Below are 18,516 nucleotides of genomic sequence, written 5' to 3'. Positions count from 1 at the left end.
TTTTTTACTTAATTAAGGTTTATAACCATCTTTCAGCGTAACCGTTCTGTTGAAAACCAAAGTCTTATCAGAAGAATCTCTGTCCTTCATATAATAACCAATCCTTTGGAACTGGAAATGGTCGTCCAATGTCGCATCTTTCAAACTTGGTTCTGCAAAACCGTGAGAGACGTTCAATGACTGAGGATTGATGAATTCCATAAAATCGACTTCTTTCACAGCGTCTGGTTGTTCCGTTGTAAACAATCTTTCATAAGTTCTGATTTCGATTGGCAAAGCGTGTTTCGCAGAAACCCAATGAAGCGTTCCTTTTACTTTTCTAAGACTTGCCTCGGTTCCGCTTCCGGATTTAGAATCTTCTTCATAAGTCGCATAGATTGTAGTGATTTCGCCATCAGCATCTTTCTCTACTCTCTCCGCTTTGATAATGTATCCCGCTTTCAAACGAACTTCTCCGCCTAATTTTAAACGGAAAAATTTCTTATCCGCTTCTTCTTTGAAATCTTCTCTTTCGATATAAACTTCTCTTGAGAAAGGCACTTGTCGTGTTCCAGCATTTTCATCCTCAGGATTATTCTCAGTATCCAACCATTCTTCTTTATCTTCTGGATAATTTTCGATGATTAATTTCACAGGATTTACAACCGCCATTACGCGAGTCGCAACTTTGTTAAGATCTTCTCTCACAGAAAACTCCAACAACTGGATATCAATCAAATTTTCTCTCTTTGCAACACCAACTCTTTCGATGAAGTTTTTGATAGCTGTTGGCGTGTAACCTTTTCTTCTCAATCCAGAGATAGTCGGCATTCTTGGATCGTCCCAACCAGTTGTTACACCTTCCTGAACTAATCTTTGAAGCTTCCTTTTAGAGGTTACCATATAAGAAACGTTCATCCTTGCAAATTCTCTCTGCTTGGGCATTATGCTTTCATTATCATAAACTTGGTCAAGATACCATTCGTAAAGTGGACGATGGTTTTCAAATTCTAATGAACATAATGAATGTGAAATTTGCTCAATATAATCAGACTCTCCGTGTGCCCAATCGTACATTGGATAAATCTTCCATTTTTCACCCGTTCTGTGGTGCGGTTTTTTCAAAATCCTATACATCACAGGGTCACGCATATTCATATTCGGAGAAGCCATATCTATTTTTGCACGCAAACTCATCGCTCCTTCTTCGAATTCGCCATTTTTCATTTTCTCAAAAAGCTCAAGACTTTCTTCAATGGGACGATCTCTGAAAGGCGAATTGATTCCTTCCTCAAAAGGATTTTTTCTTTGTGCCGTGATATCTTCGGAAGATTGTTCATCTACATAAGCTTTTCCTTGCTTAATTAATTCAACAGCCCAAACATATAATTGTTCAAAATAATCTGAAGTATATAATTCCTGATCGTATTTGAAACCTAACCAATCGATATCTGCTTTGATAGAATCAACGAATTCCTGCTCTTCTTTTGCGGGATTGGTATCATCAAAACGAAGGTTTACAGGCGCATTGTACTTTTGCCCCAAACCGAAGTTGATACAGATTGCTTTTGTATGACCAATGTGAAGATAACCGTTTGGTTCCGGCGGAAATCTGAAACGCAATTTGGACGTATCCAAGCCATTTTTCAAATCATCTTCTATAATTTGCTCAATAAAATTGAGTGTTTTTTTTTCTTCTTCTTCCATAATTCTGAAACGTGAGGTGCAAATTTAACTTAATTTCCTCAAAAATGAAACCTATAAATTCTAATTAAAGCATAGAATTATTCTTATCAAAAATGATTTCAAAACATCAATTATTTATTTTATAAATGTTAAATTTGTGTGAACTTTAAACATTTAGTGATATAGAGTTCATTTTTTTTTAATTTTGGGATACTTAATAAATCGAAATGAATCGTAAAAAAATCCTTTTAATTGATGATGAGCAGGACATCTTGGAAATCATCTCTTATAATTTGGAAAAAGAAGGTTATCAGGTTTTTACCGCTAGTAATGGGAACGAAGGAATAGAAAAAGCTAAAGAAATATTGCCAGATCTTATACTTTTAGATGTTATGATGCCAGAAAAAGACGGAATAGAAACTTGTCAGGATCTTCGTAAAATCAAGGAATTACAGAGAACTCTTATTGTATTTTTATCTGCAAGAAGTGAAGAATTTTCACAATTGGCAGGTTACCAAGCTGGCGCAAACGATTATATTGTAAAATTAATCAAACCAAAAATCTTAGTATCTAAAGTTGCTGCATTATTGCAAATGGGAGCTAATTCTCAGGAAAACTCCAATTATATAGAACTAGGCGATTTAATCATCGATAAAGATAACTTCAAAGTTACTAAAGGAAAAGAGGAGTTTTTACTTCCGAAAAAGGAGTTCGATTTGCTTTATCTTTTGGCTTCTAACACAGACAAAGTCTTCAAAAGAGAAGAGATTCTGGAAAAAGTTTGGGGCAACGATGTGATTGTAGGTGAAAGAACTATAGACGTTCACATCAGGCGATTACGAGAAAAACTGGGAATCAATACCATCCAGACACTCAAAGGAATAGGTTATAAATTAGTAGTTTAACAATAATTTAAGATTTTCTAAAAAGAAAATCTTTTTTTTGAAATGAGAATAAGAAATTCGGTAAAAATCAATTGGTTATCTGTTGCAGCATCTTTCCTTTTAGTAGCTGTGGTGGGAAGTGTTGTCTTACTTTTTGAGATTTATACAGATGATATTTATTTCAAGACCAAAGATTTCAACTATTTTTTGATTTTCACATTATGGTTCGTTTTCGTGCTGAACTATTTTGTTCTGGAATTTCTTTTCAGCTTTTACAGTAAAAACCAGATTAGGAGAATCACCAACATTCTCCCGGAAGATATCATTCACGATTTTGATACAGATATCGGATTCAAGGAATTGGGCGAAAAAGTCCACGAGATGAATCAGAAAAATGCAGAAATCGATATGATGAAGGAAATGGAAAATTACCGAAGAGAATATATCGGTAACGTTTCTCACGAACTGAAAACGCCATTATTCTCTATGCAAGGTTACATCGAAACTCTTCGTGATGGTGGTGTTGAAGACCTCAATATCCGAGACAAATATTTGGAAAGAATTGATAAATCTGTAGAAAGGCTTTTGAATATTGTAAAAGACCTCGATATGATTAACCGTTTCGAGTCGGGTCAAATCGCTTTGAAGTACAGCAATTTTGATATCAATCATTTGATTCAGGAAGTTTTTGATTTGTTGGAAATGGAAGCCGAAAGACATTCTATGACAATGCAATTGCAAACGACGCAATCTCAACTTTTAGTTTACGCAGACAAGCAGAGAATTTCGCAGGTTTTGATTAATCTTATTTCGAATGCTGTAAAATATGCTAACCGAGAAGAGGCTCAAATCATCGTTTCTACCAGAGAAGGAACCAAGAGCATCCACATCTCTATCGAGGATAACGGGATGGGAATAAAGCCTGAAAATCTGCCAAGAATTTTCGAAAGATTCTATCGCATAGAGTCTAGTAGAAACAGAAAAGAAGGCGGTTCCGGACTAGGTCTAGCCATCGTAAAACACATTCTGGAAGCCCATAAACAAACGATTAGCGTAGAAAGCGCTTATCTTTCCGGAACTAAGTTCAAATTCAAACTAGCAAAGCCTTCTTTAGAAAAAATCAAAAAAGCAAAAGCTGCGATTGTTGATTAATAAATGAATCTGAAAGCTGGGAATTTATAAAAATCTTTTTTGAAAAAAAATTTCTCAGAAACTTTTCTCAAATCTCATTTGTTTTATATTTGCATCATTAATCAAGACAAAAATAAAGTTTAAAGTAAAACGAAATGGTTTATAAAATTAGAGTAATTCTAGACGCCAAAGAGACAATCTTCCGAGACATAGAAGTCAAAGAAAAACAAACACTTTGGAATCTGCATCTAGGTATAAAAAGTGCTTTCAATTTGCCTGGGGAAGAGTTGTCTTCTTTTTATTTTTCTGATGACGAATGGAATGAAGGAAATGCAGTTCCTCTGGAAGATATGAGCGATGATGGCGATGGTGAAATCATGTCTGACATCTATTTGCCGGAAGGATTCCCTGCTGTTGGACAGAAAATGAGATTCCAATACGGGTTCATAGAACTTTGGGAGTTTTTCTGTGAATTGTTGGAGATTGTAGATGAAAAACCAGCAGTTAACTATCCTATTACGGTTTACAGATTTGGTAATGTTCCTTTGAAAGCGCCTAGCAAAACAGGTTCTTCCAACGGAAAAAGCAAAAACTCTGCCCTGCCATTTATGGATGAAGATTTTGGAGACTTCGAATCAGAGTTCAATGAAACAAGTTTCGAAGATGAGGAGGACGATTTTAACGATGATGAAGAAAATGGATACAATGATGTTTTCGAAGAAGACGACGAAGATTAAAAAACTTTTATAAAATATTAACAAGTCCGAATTTTTCGGACTTTTTTATTTTCAGTACTTTTACAGAACAGACTTTAAAAATTTAGCAATGAAAAAACTGCTTCTTCTTTCGGCACTTGCCGCATTATTATTATCCTGTAAAACCCAAAATCAAACTATGGAAAACCCACAAGAATGGAAACGCACGACCAATATCTACGAAGTTAATGTTAGACAATACACCCAAGAAGGTACTTTTGCAGCATTTGAAAAAGAACTTCCGAGACTGAAAAAAATGGGCGTTAAAACATTGTGGTTTATGCCAATTACGCCAATTGCTCAGCAGAACAAAAAAGGAAGTTTGGGAAGTCCATACGCTGCCTACGATTATACAAGCATCAATCCTGAATTTGGGACTTTGGATAACTTCAAACATTTGGTAGATGAAGCTCATAAAATAGGATTCAAAGTGATTATCGACTGGGTAGCGAATCATACTGGTTGGGATCACGTTTGGACAAAATCTCATCCTGAATGGTTTCTAAAAGACGCTGACGGAAGTTTCCACAAAGCGAGCGGAATGGACGACATTATCGAATTGGATTATACCAACAAAGAAATGCGTCTGGCAATGATTGATGCGATGAAGTATTGGGTAAAGGAAACTAATATCGATGGTTTCCGTTGCGATTTGGCAAGCTGGGTAGAAGTTGATTTTTGGCAACAGGCAAGACCAGAAGTGGAAAAACTGAAACCTCTTTTCTTCTTAGGCGAATTTGATGAGTTGGAAAGTCCAGATTATGGGAAAGTTTTCGATGCGAGTTATAGCTGGAAATGGATGCACCTTTCCGAAGATTTTTACAAGAAAAACCTACCGCTTTCTGATTTGAAAAATCTTTTAGAGCAATACTCTAAAATTGGAGATAACTCAATGAGAGCCTGGTTTACTACAAACCACGACGAAAACTCTTGGAACGGAACTGAATATGAAAAATATGGAGATTTTGCGCCAGCTTTAGCTGTCTTTTCCGCGACTTGGAATGGCGTTCCTCTACTCTATTCGGGACAGGAATTACCAATGAAAGCGAAACGTTTGGAATTCTTCGAAAAAGACCCAATCCCTTGGAATGGAAAATATGAATTGGAAGATTTCTATAAAACTTTATTGAATCTTAAATCTGAAAATCCAGCACTTAGAGGTGGCGACCCAGCAGTAACAACTTATTGGATCAACACAACTTCTAACGACAAAGTTCTTGCTTATCTAAGAAAAAACGGAGAACGTGAAGTTTTGGTTTTGATTAACACATCAAAAGATGCTGTTAATTTTAAACTTGAAGATGATAATTCGGTGGGAAGTTATAAGAATGTTTTCACAAATAGTAAAGCTGAATTAATCAAAGGTTCTGATGTGAGTATTCCTGCGTATGGTTATTTGGTCTACGAGAAATAGTTTTTTAGACTTTAGAAAATAAACGGTTAGATGATACATATTTCATTTTGACAAATAATAAATCCCTTCAGAGCATATAACTTTGAAGGGATTTTTATTAAGAATTACTAATATTAATAAGCCGCAGTGAAACGTTGTTTAACGAATTTGTTTTGTTCCAACTCGTCAACCAAAGCCACAGCAACATCTTCGACAGAAAGAATACTTCTTCCCTCTTCGTTAAAAACCGGATTTTCCAAAGCAGTTCTGTAAGTTCCAACTCTCACACCAGCCGTTCCGGGATGCATTTCGATTGCTGGAGAAAAGAATGTCCAGTCTAATGTTTCGTTCTTTTTGATTTCGTTTAGGTAATCTCTTGCTGCAGTTGCGCCTGGTTTGATATCAGCTGGGAAATCTGGACCGTCTACCAATTGATTCCCATCGATGAACAAACTTCCTGCACCACCAACGGTAATAAATCTCTTAACACCTGATTTTTCAACTGCTTTTTCGATGTTTCTTGAACCATTTAAGAAATCATCATAAAGATTCGGGTTGGTCCAACCTGCGTTGAAAGTATTGATTACAGCATCACTTCCTTCCAAAACTTTTGCTAATTCTTCTACATTGTTCACATCTGCGCTTGTTGCAGTTACATTATCTTTCAATTCAACCTTTGAACTGTCTCTTGCGATGGCGTTTACAGCATAACCTCTATTTGATAATTCGTTTACGACTTGTTTTCCTACGAAGCCTGTTGCTCCGATTACTGTTACTGTTTTGCTCATAATTTTAAATTTTAATAATTGTAATATATTTTGTTACATTTTAAGTCAAAAAATTTTAACTGAATTGATTGGTAAAATCTGACAATTTCTTGCCCTTCAAAAACTGTGAAACCAAATCCTCTGTTTCGCCAAATAAAATACCAAGATTTTTGTTGATATCTTTTCCAACATTACAAATCGGATTCGGATTTTGATTTCTTTTACCAAGAACTTCTGTATTTTTTACCGATTCATAGATCTCTGAAATGTTGATTTGTTCAGGATTTTTCGCAATTCTCACACCTCCTACTTTTCCTTGTCGGCTTTCTATTAAGCCAGATTTTTTGAGGTTAATTAATTCTTTACGGACAATCACAGGATTTACATTCACGCTTCCGGCAATCCAATCAGATGTCAGCCATTCTTGCGAATCTTTCGCAAGAAGTGTCAAAATATGTATCGCGGTTGCAAATCTTGTGTTGTTCATAACAGTGCAAAGTTAGAAATAAAATTTAATTGTAACAAAATTAATTACAATTTAATTTTATTAACTGTAATTAATTTGTTTTGATTTTATTTCGTTTGAATTTCAATGATTTTATCGCCTTTATCCCCTAGATATTTTTTGATAAGGTGACGATAAACTAAAAATAATTGGAGCAAGAACAGCTAAAATGATTTGAAGCGAAATGATTTGTTTGAAATCAGCATAATCAATAAAGGCGGTAGAAAATTGGCAACCGGAAACCAACACAAGGGAAGCGAAGAAAGATTGATAATTTTGATAAAAGTCCAATTTTCTATGGGCTCATTTTCTATTTTTAAAACAGATTCTTCAAAAATTGGATTTTTTACACCAGATTCTTCTATCGGAATAATTGGAGTCAATAAATCATTTTGAGAAATATCGAGACTTGAAGCCAAAGTTTTCAAAGTATAACCTTTTGGTCTATTCCTGCTTCGATACGTTGAATGGTTCTGACAGAAAGTCCCGACTTTTCAGCCAATTCTTCCTGAGTTAGATTTTGTTTTTCCCTTATTTTCTTTAATTCCGACATTTAATTTAATAATCGAAGGCAAATTTACATATTCAAATGAATTGAATCATATTTTAATAAAAAACCTTCCAAAATTGGAAGGTTTGAAATTTTATTTAATAAAAAATAATTTATTATTTCTTAGATATCGCTCTGGAAATCACGATCTTTTGAATCTCTGAAGTTCCTTCATAGATTTGAGTAATTTTTGCATCACGCATCATTCTTTCAACGTGATATTCTTTCACATAACCATAACCTCCGTGGATTTGGACCGCTTCTACAGTTGTATCCATCGCTACCTGAGAAGCGTATAATTTCGCCATTGCACCACTTTCTGAGATATCTTTACCTTCATCTTTTTCAGCAGCAGCCTTGTAAATCAACATTCTCGCCGCCATAATGTTCACGTGCATATCCGCCAATTTGAATGCAATTGCCTGGTGATTGATGATTTCTGTTCCGAAAGATTTTCTTTCTTTAGCATATTTCAAAGACAATTCATAAGCTCCAGAAGCAATTCCTAAAGCCTGAGAAGCAATCCCAATTCTACCACCGTTCAAAACAGCCATCGCAAAAGCAAAACCGAAACCATCTTCTCCAATTCTATTTTCTTTAGGAACTTTCACATCAGTGAACATCAAAGAATGTGTATCACTTCCACGAATTCCTAGTTTATCTTCTTTCTTTCCAACAACAAAACCTTCCCACCCTTTCTCAACAATAAAAGCATTAATTCCTTTATGTTTTTTCTCTGGATGAGTTTGTGCAATTACGATATAATAAGTCGCATTCCCTCCATTAGTAATCCAGTTTTTTGTTCCATTCAACAAATAATAATCTCCTTTATCTTCAGCCGTTGTGGATTGGGAAGTTGCATCAGAACCAGCTTCCGGCTCAGATAATGCGAACGCTCCAATCACTTCACCGCTTGCCAATGGCTTTAGATATTTCATTTTTTGCTCCTCATTACAGAATTTTTCCAAACCTGCACAAACCAAAGAGTTATTAACGGACATTACAACGGCAGCAGATGCATCAATTTTTGCAATTTCTTCCATCGCTAAAACATAAGAAGTGCTATCCAAGCCAGCACCGCCATATTTTGGGTCAATCATCATTCCCAAAAAACCCATTTCACCCATCTTTTTGACAGCATCGTAAGGAAATTTTTGTTCATTATCTCTTTCTATAACACCTTCCAAAAGTTCTGCATTGGCAAAATCTCTTGCGGCCTGTTGTATCATCTGTTGTTCTTCTGTAAGATTGAAATCCATAAAGTTTTTTATTATATTTTTCGTTCGTAAATATAAACTTTTTAGCAAAAATTCAAAGACAAATGCAAGATTTTGTTATCTTAGAAAAAAAAATTATATTTACGCTAATGTAAACTTAATTTTAATAATATATTAATAAAGATATTTTATGAATATTAAAAGAATATTTGACTTTTCAACACAGGCTTTGGAAAAATTTCCTAATGAAGATTGTCTTGTCACGAAGAAAAATGGCAAATGGACAAAAACATCCACTGCAGAATTTGTCAATCAGGGTAATAAAATATCTCGCGGACTTTTAAAATTGGGTATAAAACCCGGAGACAAAATTGGACTCATAACGTCCAATAACAGAACAGAGTGGGCAGTTATGGATTTGGGAATTTCGCAAATAGGCGTAGTTACAGTTCCAGTTTATCCAACGATTTCTGAGGAAGATTATGTTTATATTTTCAATAATTCTGAAATTAAATATTGCTTTGTTTCTGATTCTGATCTATATAAAAAGTTAGCCAATATAAAACCCGAAATCCCTTCATTGGTTGGCGTTTTTACATTTGACGAAATCGATGGTGCTCCAAACTGGAACGAAATTCTTGACCTTGGCGAGAATGAATCAACTCAAATTGAAGTTGATGACCTTTCCAAAGCAATCAATCCGGAGGATTTGGCGACGATTATTTACACCTCTGGAACAACTGGAAAACCAAAAGGTGTTCAGTTAACCCACAATAATTTGGTTGCGAATGTCACCGCAAGCACACCAAGAATCCCAAAAGATAAAAGCATAGATTACAAAGAACTGAAAGCGCTCAGTTTCCTACCAATTTGCCACGTTTTCGAAAGGATGATTTTCTATCTCTATCTAAGCAATGGGATTTCTATTTATTTCGCCGAAAGTATCGAGAAAATTGGAGACAATGTTAAAGAAGTTCGTCCGCAATATATGACGGTTGTTCCAAGATTGGTGGAAAAAGTTTACGATTCTATCTACAACAAAGGAACTGCTGCTGGCGGACTGAAGTCCAAAATTTTCCTTTGGTCATTAGGCATTGCTGAGAAATATGAAATTGGACAACCAAAATCTTTTATGCACACGATTGCGGACAAATTGGTCTTCAAAAAATGGAGAGAAGGTTTAGGTGGCAATTTGATTACTTTGGTTTCTGGTTCTGCGGCTTTATCTAAGCGTTTGAACAATATGTTCCACGCTGCCGGCATTCCTATTTTGGAAGGTTATGGTTTGACGGAAACTTCACCAGTAATTTCGGTAAACAGTTTTGGAAAAGTGAAAGCCGGTTCTGTCGGTATTCCGTTGGAAAATGTAACAGTCCGAATAGAATCTGATGGGGAAATTGTTGTAAAAGGCCCTTCGGTTTTCAAATCTTATTATAAAGATGAGGAAAAAACCAAGGAAGCTTTTACAGATGATGGTTATTTCAAAACTGGTGATATCGGAATGATTGATGAGGATAATTTTCTTTTCATTACCGATAGAAAGAAAGAGATGTTCAAAACTTCCGGTGGGAAATTTGTTGCTCCACAAGTTATTGAAAATCTGGCAAAAGCTTCAAAATTCATTGAACAAATAATGGTAGTTGGCGATGGTGAAAAAATGCCTTGTGCTTTTGTACAACCAGATTTTGTCTTTGCTAAACATTGGGCAGAACTTCATAATGTAAAAATCTCAGATTCCCATAAAGAAATTGCAGCCAATCCTGCTGTGAAATCAAGAATTGAACAAGAGATCGAGAAAATCAATGCTCATCTTGGAAAATGGGAACAAATCAAAAAGATTGAATTGACTCCGAAAGTATGGACAATAGATGATGGACTCTTGACGCCGACGCTTAAACTGAAAAGAAAAGCTATTAAAGCAGAATTCCAAGATTTATACGACAGAATGTACAAAGAATAAACTAAAGCTATCCTATGGATAGCTTTTTTTCTGTGGGTTTTCCATATTTATTTATATTTGCGTTAAACGATAGTTTAAAAAATCGTATCAGAAAATGGAAGTAAAAAGAATCTTTGATATTCCTTATTATTCGAAAGCTAATTTCGAAAAAAATGATTTTATCTGCGACAAAAGAAACGGGAAATGGGAGAAAATCTCAACGGATGACTATATCAAAATTACCAATCAATTATCAAGAGCTTTACTAAAATACGGCCTCAAGAGAGGAGATAAAATTGCCATAACTTCTTCCAACAACAGAGTTGAATGGTGTTTTTTTGACCAAGCTGCTTTGCAAATTGGTGTTGTAACCGTTCCGATTTATCCTTCTATTTCTGGCGAAGATTGTGTTTATAATCTTGAAAATTCGGATTCGAAGATCTGTATTGTTTCTGATGCAAAATTGTTTGAGAAAATCAATTCGGTTAAAAATCAATTACCCGATTTGCAGGAGATTTTTACATTTGATAAAGTTGATAATGCTAAAAATTGGAAGGAACTTTTCGATTTAGGCAAAGAAAATGATAATCAGCAAGAGGTTGATTCTATTAAAGATTCAATTTCTGAGGATGATTTAGCTTCTATTATTTATACTTCTGGAACGACAGGAAAACCGAAAGGCGTAATGTTGACACATAAAAACATCGTTTCTGATGTGATTGGCTGTGAAGATAGAATTCCGCACAAGGATTCCAAAAACAGAGCTTTGAGCTTTCTTCCGCTTTGTCACGTTTACGAAAGGATGATTCTTTACCTTTTCACAACCAATGGGATTTCTATGTATTTTGCTGAAAGTAATGAGAAACTAAGCGAAAACCTAAAGGAGGTAAAACCGCAATATATGACCGTTGTTCCGAGAATGGTGGAAAAAGTCTATGATGCGATTTATAAAAGAGGGACAGAATCCGGCGGAATAAAAACTAAAATTTTCCTTTGGTCCTTGAAAGTTGCTGAAAACTATAAATTGGGAAGTTCAAAATCTTTGGCTCATATTATTGCAGATAAAATCGTTTTCAGCAAATGGAGAGAAGGTTTGGGAGGAAATCTCATAACGTTGGTTTCAGGTTCAGCTGCATTATCAAAACGATTGAACACGATGTTTCATGCTGCAGGAATTCCGATTTTGGAAGGTTATGGATTGACCGAAACTTCTCCGGTAATTGCAGTCAACAGTTTTGAATTTACAAAAATCGGTTCTGTTGGAAGACCGATCAAAAATATTGATGTTAAAATCCAGGAAGATGGCGAAATTACAGTAAAAGGTCCGACTGTAACACAAGGTTATTACAAAGACGAAGAAAAAACTAAAGAAATCTTTACAGAAGATGGTTATTTCAAAACCGGAGATATTGGGATTTTGGATGAGGATAATTTTCTTTTCATTACAGACAGAAAAAAAGAAATGTTCAAAACTTCCGGTGGAAAATATGTTGCACCTCAAGTGATTGAAAATCTTGCAAAAGCTTCACAATTCATTGAGCAAATTATGGTTGTTGGCGATGGTGAAAAAATGCCAACAGCTTTGGTTCAACCTGATTTTGAATTTGCCAAAACTTGGGCTTCAAAAAATAACATCAATGTCGGAACTTCTCTTGAAGATATTGCCAATTCCAAAGATTTAAAATCCGAAATCGAGAAGGAAATTGAGAAAATCAATCAACATCTCGGAAAATGGGAACAAGTCAAAAAAATCGAATTAACTCCCGAAATCTGGACAGAAGATAACGGACTGCTCACTCCTACTCTAAAATTGAAAAGAAAAGCTGTGAAAGAGCATTTTATTAAGTTGTATGAGACGCTTTATGATAGATGATGTAGGAACATTGAATTGCTCGCAGCCCGACTTGAGCGGAAATCCTTTTTACACAACGGAGTAAAGTGAAAAGATTGACTAAGTCGAACCTCTTCGTTAGGTTTGGGAGCGGAAGGCGGAAATAGCTGCCCTAAAAATAATTTTCAAAATCTAAAAGTCTATCTTTGTAGTCATTATTTGAAAACAAAACATGATTATAACCCGATTAGAATTGATAAAAATCTGTGAAAGATTTCTCTCTGATGAAGTTAGCAAAGAAGAATTGATTCATTTTGCAACTGCTGTGATGTTTGATGAAGATGATAAATATGAATGTGAAGATGAAGTTTTGGAAGAGATTTTGTCGCAATGGGATAATTCGCAAACTCAATCAAAAATCAATAAGACAAGTATTCAGTTTTTGAAAAATGCGCTTCAAGATTTGAATTAATAGAAACAAAAAAACGCTTCAGAAATCTGAAGCGTTTTTTGTTATTTTCTCTCTGCCAACTTACTCCAGTTGTGCAGAATGTAAACTACGATAATACCTAAAATTCCTGAGGAAATTGAGAAGATGAATTTTGTATTTTCATCATCAAAAAAACCAGCTCTCCAATCGATGGCATAAAAATTAATCCCAACAAAAAGGATAAAAAGAACTAAAAATACTTTATAAAATGTCTTCATTTTTCAATATTATTAAAAGTGAATGTAATTCTGAAACAGTTGCGCAAAGTTAGCGGTAAATAATTTAATAGAGATAGCCAAAAGGACAATTCCGAAAACTTTTTGCAAAACTTGCAGAGAACCTTCTCCCATTTTTCGTTCTATCCAGGGTGCCATCTTCAAAACTAAATAAACGAATAATGTATTTAGGACAATTCCGCAGATGATGTTAATATCGTGATACTCTGCTCTTAAAGATAAAGTTGTAGTCAAAGTTCCTGCTCCAGCGATTAATGGAAAAGCAATTGGAACAATGGACGCTGCTTGAGGTTGATTTGTTTTATGAATTTCTATTCCCAAAATCATCTCAATTGCTATAATAAAGATTACAAAAGCTCCCGCAATTGCAAAAGAATTGACATCTACTCCAATGAATTTCAAAATATTATTTCCGATAAAAAGAAAAGAGATCATCAGTAAACCAGCAACAATCGCAGCCTTCTCTGATTCGATTTTCCCGAATTTTTGTCTTAATGAAACAATAATTGGAACCGAACCCAGAATGTCAATAACTGCAAACAAAACCATAAAAGCTGTCATTGTTTCTTTGAAAGAAAATTCATTTAAAAATTCCATAACTTCAATTTTAAATATTTCGCAAAAATATAAAATATTTTTGAAAATTTCTTAAAGTAATTTATAAACCTCTATAACTTCGTTCAAGATTTCGGTTTGTTTTTCTTTGGAAGAGAAAGGAGAATATTTTTCGATGTTGACTTTTGTGATTAATTGATTGTATTTTTCATAATCACTCAGACCAAAATTAGACTTCAAATGCTCAGAAAACGTATGTGAATAATGGTTTTTACAATATTTGTCTGCATCAGATTTAAGGTCCTCAAAAGCATCAAAAAATTGAGATGGATTTTCATCACTTATTTTTTTAGTCAAATAATTAATTGAAGAATCTAAATCAAATTTATCTTTATTTCGCAAAAGAGCTTCTGTTTCTTCAATATTAACAATCGGTAACGAAACAGCATTTTTCTTTTCAAGTTCCAATTTCTTTTTCTCTTTGCGACGTTTGTTGAAATAAACAAATACGATTGAACCAAAACCAATAATCAGAAGATTACCCAGAATACCTAACCAGTTCAGTTTGTTATGTTCCTTCACTTGTAATTTTTTCGTATCCATTACCGGCGAGTCTACTTTCTCAAGAACATCATTGGTATATTCATTCACTTTTTGCAAAGTCGTTTTTGCATTGGCAATATCTTGTGCAGTAAGAGCATTTAGTACTAAAACTTTAGAACCGACTTCTACATACTTTTCTTCTTTTGGATCAAAATACGAAAAGTCCTCTGTCAAGATTTTCAAATCACCCCGTTTTTTAGGAATAATAACGTATTGAGCTTCTACTTCACCTTCGATACCTTTGGTTGTTGGAGTAGAATTATTGATAATCTTTGGCTCAAAAACTTCGTAATCCGGAGAAGGTAAAATTTTTGGAACTATAGATGGAGAGAGATTTCCACAACCACTTACCTTTACTGCAATGTTAAAGGCTTTATTAATTTCAAAATTTTCTTTGCCTTTATCCACCATTTCGATTTTCACATCATATTTTCCGACTGCATTATGGAAATTTTCTGGCGCGCCTTCCGGTAATTTTTTTACATTAAGTTTGACTTTGTTAGAAACGAGCGTATTTTTATGATTTGCAAAAGGAATCTCAACTGGAGGAACATCCATAACACCAGCCACTTTAGGTACAATCACAAACATCCCGACAACCTGAGAAGAGTAATCATTTTCCGTGTCCTCTATTGACTCATCAAAATTAGCAATAGAACGAATCATAAGATTTCTAGCCACTTCAAACTTAGCTGGTTCCAAGTGTCTGAAATTTGAAATATTCCTTGAAAAAGCTTTTAAAACAGCTACAACAGGTTCATCTTTATAAACTTCTCTTTCCTCTAACTGCATCTGCAAATACATACTTTTTGCAGGATTATTGGCCGCCAAAGGTTTTTTTTCTGCTTCTTTCACAAAAATATCAATCGGTTCTGTTTTATACATTTTCCCATTGATTTTGACAAGAGCCGAACCAATTTTTACATTTCCTGTTTGTTTTGGGCTAAGAGAAAACTGATAAACCATTTGATTGATTCTTATCTTTTTTACAGGATCAATCAAAGTATTTTGTTCGGAAGAAATGGCATAATCAAATTTCGTAAGGTCTGGAAGTTTGACAGGCGTTTCCTGAATCAGGTCTTCTCCAAAAATTTCTAAAACAATTGTAAATGCAATAGGCGAATTAACACGCGTGTCCTGTGTATTAACCTCAGAATAAAGATTAACCTGAGCAAGGGAGTAAGCCGATGCTAAAAGAAATAATATGTATAAATTTTTTCTTATCATTTACCAATCCTTTTCGTTGCTTTGTGGCATCGAATTGGCTTTTTTGTTTAATATTCTTCGGGCAGTTTCTCTTTCACGATTTTCTATATCTCGCAAAATCATTTTTTCTGCTTCTTCAGGTATTTTATTTTCTTGCTTTTTAGGATCATTAGGCTTTCCTTGACTATCACCTTTCTGCTTATCGCCTTGTCCGTTTTGTTGATTTTTATTCTGATCTCCTTTTCCTGACTGATCCTGATTTTTCTGATCTTTCCCCTCGCCTTTTCCTTTCTTAGGATCTTGTTTTTGTTTATTCTTTTTTTCTTTATCCTTCAACATTGCGATTTCGTAATTTTTTCGAATGGCTTCGTTGTAAGGATCTTGTTTTAAGGCTTGCTTATAAAGTTCAGCTGCTTTTTCCGGATTGTTGGATTGCATCTGAACATTCCCTTGGTTATAAATGGCAGCAGCTTTCTCAAATTTGCTTTTTGTCAGCTTAGCTGCTTTTTGATATTCAGCTGTAGCTTCTTCGTATTTTTTACTTTTGAAAAGCGAATTTCCGAGATTATAATGCGCAGTGTAATTCCCACTTTTCACAGAGATTGCTTCTAAGTATTTGCTGGAAGATGCATTATATTCTTTCGCATCAAACCTCTTATTACCTTCGTAAACCAAAGCATTATAACTCTTCTGAGCAATTAAAAATTGAGAAGAAAGAAACAGGCTTAATACAACGATGGCAAATCTAAAATCCATTGATGCAAAATTATCCGTTTTATTGTTAAAATCAATACATTAAAAGTTAAAGTTGGGTTAAAAAAACAATCGTAAAATGCTTTATTTAAGGGCTTTTGTAGATAAAAATCTACAAATAAAATCAAAAAAGCTATCATTCGTCTGAATAATAGCTTTATTTTTATATTAAATTAACTTTAAATAAAATCCATAAAAAATTATATATTAAATATTTAAAATAATTAACTAAAGTCATTTCTACCAATCTTTTTTCTTGAGAATCCAATAACTTCCTGCAATGAAAATTGCAGACCAAATAATACAAGCAACAAGGCTTCCAATTGGATATTCAAACTTAAACTGCATCCCAAACATCTCAGCCATTTTGGTTCTAATCAAAGGATTTGGAATTAACTTAGACATACTTTCTAATGGTAAAAAATCAGTAATATAAGTTTTGTTGATAGTAATAGTTGCTTTATCTTTTGGGTCAAAATTCTTCATTACTGCAAATTTTTCAATTCCTGAAAAAATGCCTTCTCCTATCCAAATCATAAAAAACCCAAGAAAAACAAATATTGATTTTCTAAATAATATGGATAAAAACATCAAGAAGGAAAAAAATGTAAACAACTTCAAAAAGTAGTTAAAAATGAAATAAATCTCTTTAAAAATCAAATCATTTTCTTGTGTTGAAGAATAACTTTCACCCAAAATAAAAGCAATGATAAAAACCAATAAAGTTGAAAATCCTGTAAAAACTAAAATCGTCAATAATTTAGATCCTATAAACTCTTCTCTACTCAATCCATCAATAATATTCTGTTTAAACATTCTATTACTGAACTCCTGACAAATGGAAAAAACAATAATACAGCCTAAAAATATTTTCAATAATCCGACAATATAAGTTGTGAAATTCCAAATTCCAGGAAAATCATACATCCCTTGTTCTTTCAAATTAACCTTCAATCCTGCCAAGTCAAAATCTACCAGTCCGATGAACAAAAGCAAAATCAAAACGATGAAATATAATCCAGCAAAAATCCTGAATGGATTGTAATTCAGATTCTTGAGATATTCTAATTTTAATAATCTTATCATGAGTTGGTTTGTTTTACAAGTTCTAGGAATTGAGTTTCAAGGCTTTCTTTTTTCTTCTGAAGATGAGATAACGAAATCCCTTTTTCGAATAATTTTCTGTTAAGTTCTGATGCCGAAATATCTTCCGAGATCTGAGCAATTATCAATTTTTCTCTTTCTTTTACACTCGAGAAAATGTTCAATTGATTTAAAGCTGATATTAGTAATTCTGTATTTTCAGCCTTTAACTCAAAGAAACCTTTCGTATTACTCATCGCATCTACAGAACCTGAATAGATTGCAGTTCCTTGCTTTAGAACAATCACGTGTGAACAAATTTTCTCGATTTCGTCCAAAAGATGACTTGCCACAATAATTGTAGTTCCAGATTTTGCAATAGAATTGATGATATCACGGATTTGGATAATTCCTTCCGGATCCAGTCCATTTGTAGGTTCATCAAGAATCAAAACATGCGGATTAGCCAACAAAGCCGATGCAATCGACAAACGCTGTTTCATCCCCAAGGAGTAAGTTTTGAAAGCATCTTTTTTTCTCGCCAAAAGATTAACCGTTTCCAGAACTTCATCAATTCTTTTATTTGGAACGCCTTTTATCGCTGCAACAATCTCCAAATTTTTTTCAGCTGAGAGATAAGGATAAAAATTCGGTTGCTCTATAATTGCACCTATTTTTTTGAGCGTATCTGTATCTGTTCCTTCTTTTCCAAACCATTTCCAAGAACCGGAAGTTGGATTGATTGTAGAAAGCAACATCCCAAAAGTGGTAGATTTCCCACTTCCATTCGGTCCCAAAAGACCATAAACATTCCCTTTTTCTACATCAAAGGAAATATTATTCACAGCAATATGCTTGAATTTTTTGGTTAAGTTTTTTACTTCCAGAATTTTTTCCATCTGTTTATTTTTATGAATAGTCTTATTATTAGACTAATTGTTACTCAGTTTTGT

19 protein-coding genes are annotated in these 18,516 nt (G+C 34.1%); 7 read left to right on the top strand and 12 right to left on the bottom strand.

The features are described from left to right. Positions 1-12 precede the first annotated feature (12 nt). Complete coding sequence (locus tag V7P73_RS10295; protein ID WP_333853304.1) at positions 13-1,686, bottom strand: glutamine--tRNA ligase/YqeY domain fusion protein; 1,674 nt, start codon at positions 1,684-1,686, stop codon at positions 13-15. 206 nt (positions 1,687-1,892) lie between these two features. Between V7P73_RS10295 and V7P73_RS10290 the strand changes: the two genes are divergently transcribed. The 4 genes from V7P73_RS10290 (at position 1,893) to V7P73_RS10275 (ending at position 5,849) form a co-directional block, all read left to right on the top strand. Further along, entirely contained in the window at positions 1,893-2,570 is a 678-nt protein-coding gene (locus V7P73_RS10290; RefSeq protein ID WP_333853302.1) for a response regulator transcription factor, read from the top strand. A gap of 42 nt (positions 2,571-2,612) precedes the next feature. Beyond that, entirely contained in the window at positions 2,613-3,701 is a 1,089-nt protein-coding gene (locus V7P73_RS10285; RefSeq protein WP_333853300.1) for a sensor histidine kinase, read from the top strand. A 134-nt stretch (positions 3,702-3,835) separates the two neighbouring features. Continuing rightward, entirely contained in the window at positions 3,836-4,417 is a 582-nt protein-coding gene (locus V7P73_RS10280) for an IS1096 element passenger TnpR family protein (protein ID WP_333853298.1), read from the top strand. 88 nt (positions 4,418-4,505) lie between these two features. Next, positions 4,506-5,849, top strand: coding sequence for an alpha-amylase family glycosyl hydrolase (locus tag V7P73_RS10275; RefSeq protein WP_333853297.1), 1,344 nt, complete (start codon positions 4,506-4,508; stop codon positions 5,847-5,849). A 113-nt stretch (positions 5,850-5,962) separates the two neighbouring features. On the opposite strand, the gene V7P73_RS10270 is transcribed toward V7P73_RS10275, so the two are convergent. From V7P73_RS10270 to V7P73_RS10250, 5 genes are all read right to left on the bottom strand, one after another. Continuing rightward, positions 5,963-6,616, bottom strand: a complete 654-nt coding sequence (locus V7P73_RS10270; protein WP_333853295.1) for an NAD(P)-dependent oxidoreductase — start codon at positions 6,614-6,616, stop codon at positions 5,963-5,965. 55 nt (positions 6,617-6,671) lie between these two features. Beyond that, positions 6,672-7,082: an Rrf2 family transcriptional regulator gene (locus V7P73_RS10265; protein WP_333853293.1), complete on the bottom strand. Its 411-nt coding sequence runs from the start codon at positions 7,080-7,082 to the stop codon at positions 6,672-6,674. A gap of 182 nt (positions 7,083-7,264) precedes the next feature. Next, positions 7,265-7,519, bottom strand: a complete 255-nt coding sequence (locus V7P73_RS10260) for a hypothetical protein (RefSeq protein WP_333853291.1) — start codon at positions 7,517-7,519, stop codon at positions 7,265-7,267. Between the two features lie 5 nt (positions 7,520-7,524). Further along, on the bottom strand, positions 7,525-7,653 hold the full coding sequence (locus V7P73_RS10255; protein ID WP_333853289.1) for a helix-turn-helix domain-containing protein: 129 nt from the start codon (positions 7,651-7,653) through the stop codon (positions 7,525-7,527). Between the two features lie 113 nt (positions 7,654-7,766). Continuing rightward, entirely contained in the window at positions 7,767-8,909 is a 1,143-nt protein-coding gene (locus V7P73_RS10250) for an acyl-CoA dehydrogenase family protein (protein ID WP_333853287.1), read from the bottom strand. Between the two features lie 148 nt (positions 8,910-9,057). Between V7P73_RS10250 and V7P73_RS10245 the strand changes: the two genes are divergently transcribed. The 3 genes from V7P73_RS10245 to V7P73_RS10235 all read left to right on the top strand — a co-directional run bounded on the left by V7P73_RS10245 (position 9,058) and on the right by V7P73_RS10235 (position 13,109). After that, complete coding sequence (locus V7P73_RS10245; RefSeq protein WP_333853285.1) at positions 9,058-10,827, top strand: AMP-dependent synthetase/ligase; 1,770 nt, start codon at positions 9,058-9,060, stop codon at positions 10,825-10,827. A gap of 94 nt (positions 10,828-10,921) precedes the next feature. Next, entirely contained in the window at positions 10,922-12,679 is a 1,758-nt protein-coding gene (locus tag V7P73_RS10240; RefSeq protein WP_333853283.1) for an AMP-dependent synthetase/ligase, read from the top strand. Between the two features lie 190 nt (positions 12,680-12,869). Then, entirely contained in the window at positions 12,870-13,109 is a 240-nt protein-coding gene (locus V7P73_RS10235; RefSeq protein ID WP_333853281.1) for a hypothetical protein, read from the top strand. Between the two features lie 41 nt (positions 13,110-13,150). Here V7P73_RS10235 and V7P73_RS10230 read toward each other — a convergent pair whose 3' ends face one another. From V7P73_RS10230 to V7P73_RS10205, 6 genes are all read right to left on the bottom strand, one after another. Continuing rightward, a complete protein-coding gene (locus V7P73_RS10230) occupies positions 13,151-13,345 on the bottom strand; it encodes a hypothetical protein (protein ID WP_074233802.1) in 195 nt (64 codons plus the stop codon). A gap of 12 nt (positions 13,346-13,357) precedes the next feature. Continuing rightward, entirely contained in the window at positions 13,358-13,960 is a 603-nt protein-coding gene (locus V7P73_RS10225) for a MarC family protein (RefSeq protein WP_333853278.1), read from the bottom strand. 51 nt (positions 13,961-14,011) lie between these two features. Beyond that, positions 14,012-15,748 (bottom strand): BatD family protein, encoded by a 1,737-nt coding sequence (locus tag V7P73_RS10220; protein WP_333853276.1) that lies wholly within the window; start codon positions 15,746-15,748, stop codon positions 14,012-14,014. Next, positions 15,749-16,483 (bottom strand): tetratricopeptide repeat protein, encoded by a 735-nt coding sequence (locus V7P73_RS10215; RefSeq protein WP_333853274.1) that lies wholly within the window; start codon positions 16,481-16,483, stop codon positions 15,749-15,751. It lies immediately after the preceding gene. 237 nt (positions 16,484-16,720) lie between these two features. Next, positions 16,721-17,566, bottom strand: coding sequence for an ABC transporter permease (locus tag V7P73_RS10210; RefSeq protein ID WP_333853272.1), 846 nt, complete (start codon positions 17,564-17,566; stop codon positions 16,721-16,723). Next, the gene (locus tag V7P73_RS10205; protein WP_333853270.1) at positions 17,563-18,462 is read right to left on the bottom strand and encodes an ABC transporter ATP-binding protein; all 900 of its coding nucleotides are present in this window, start codon (positions 18,460-18,462) and stop codon (positions 17,563-17,565) included. Before V7P73_RS10205 ends, V7P73_RS10210 begins: the two co-directional genes overlap by 4 nt. Positions 18,463-18,516 lie beyond the last annotated feature (54 nt).

The sequence above is a fragment of the Epilithonimonas sp. genome (genome assembly GCF_036780765.1).
Lineage (GTDB): Bacteria > Bacteroidota > Bacteroidia > Flavobacteriales > Weeksellaceae > Epilithonimonas.
The sequence above is the reverse complement of the archived record's forward strand: the minus strand, read 5'-3'. Positions and strand labels throughout refer to the sequence as shown.